At 41.7% G+C, this 1,656-nt stretch carries 2 protein-coding genes; both read right to left on the bottom strand.

Going from position 1 to position 1,656, the window contains the following annotated elements; genetic code table 11:
• Nucleotides 1-812, bottom strand: an 812-nt coding sequence (locus AC2VE5_RS26555; protein WP_486890541.1) for a sulfotransferase family protein, incomplete at its 3' end; no start/stop codon positions are given.
• 179 nt (nt 813-991) lie between these two features.
• Nucleotides 992-1,656 (bottom strand): SAF domain-containing protein (locus AC2VE5_RS26550; RefSeq protein WP_486890540.1); only part of this gene is annotated, 665 nt, incomplete at its 5' end.

Here is a 1,656-nt window from a genome sequence, read left to right as displayed (position 1 = left end):
AAATCAGTAACAGTCTTAAATGAAGTTTCGATCGCTGATTTTTGAGTAGCCGTCAATAAACTCTGCCATTTATTAAGGCTGTTAGGATTAGGGTCACAATTGTAAGTTTGTGTATTGTACCAAACCTCACCAGAGCTAGTAGTAATTGCTTTTTCACCCAAGTGCTTAAATTTACTAGGAGTAATCATCTCACTAGACCATGGGATGCCTAAGAATTTACAGATTCTAAGTGTTTCACGCTCAGCATCCGAAACCAACTTTTTATAGACTATTGTCAAAACTTTTTTAGGATTCTCTTTGCTGGTTAAAAACCCTTTCATTTGACATCCTTTTGTGTGTCTAATAGCAGCTTTTATATTTCTAGTATATATTTGTGAATCACGTAATTTTGCTTTTGCCCTTGCGCCCACTTGCAAAAGTGATGAGACTACAGCCCTCGGATCTCTAACAATGTGTATGAACCGTGCATTGGGAAATAATTCAATCAACTCTGAAAAGATCAAAATATTCTCAGGCGTCTTTTCGCTGAGAAATCTACACCCATTTATATCAGCCAATGGTAGGAGTAGGCTTTCAGTTAAATTGCTAGTATGCTCATCCACATCAGCTTTAGAGCAGATTAAGTTAATGTATTCATAGTCAATTGATTGATGTAGAGAATTTCTCAACTCCACAATCTGCCGCATATGAAGAAATTCAGGAATAGCACAAATATCTGGATGTGAACCTAATATATTTTGAACCAGAGTTGTTCCTGAGCGCGGCGCACCGCCCACAAAAATCAATCTTTCTCCTTTATTACTGGCAATCATTGCTTGCCTCTTAAATATGTTTATATACCATCTAAATTACTTAGCAGTCAGTTTTTTATATGAATAAATCCTTAGTATAAATTAGTGGAAGTACCTACTCTTAGATATTATTAATCTTCGATGCTTGCTTCGGTGAATAATACCTTGTATTTTGAAAAACTTTTTGGAATCTGGATTTATTAATTGACTTGTGCTAGAGCCTTAACTGCGCCAAAACAAGCATTTTGCTCAGCTCTTAGCTGGTCACACAGCCTGCCCTCCGGCAGCGCTACATCATCGTAAGTGAGGACTTGGTCTTTGGGAATATCTCGTTTGAGGCGACACCCTTGAGCCAATCCCATTGGCAACAGGTTCTGAGCCTGAGCCACCTGGGCATTCTCACATTGGCCGTAGGTCATATAGTAGCCAAGACCATCTAGGGTTTCCCCATCCTTTAGATCCGTTTTAGCCGTGGTCACCACTTCTACAACCGGTCCAGCTAAAGGAGCCATGACTGCATCTTGAAATAGAACCGCCCGCGCTACAGATAGCGGCACCTCAAAGTGACATAGGTGATAGGGGGTATAGAAACTATACAGCGGCCCTTCCCCTAGCTTGTATAGGTTTAGGTAGTGGCGCTGTTTCGGATCATCGTGGGTAGCAAACACAAATACCCCTGGTCCGGGCCGAGCGCCGACCACATAATCCACAATTCCTCCCCATTCTTTGAGTTGATCCACATCGTACATCTGGGTCATCTGATCCACATGGCCTTTGAAGTCATAGCCGAGCATTCCTCGTTGAGCAACCTTCATCCCAGTGGCATTGGCGACAATTGCCTGCTCAAAGGAAATCTTGGTGCCAT

It is taken from the genome of Aliterella sp. E5.1 (assembly GCF_057473825.1).
This window is presented reverse-complemented; position numbering and strand designations above follow the sequence as displayed.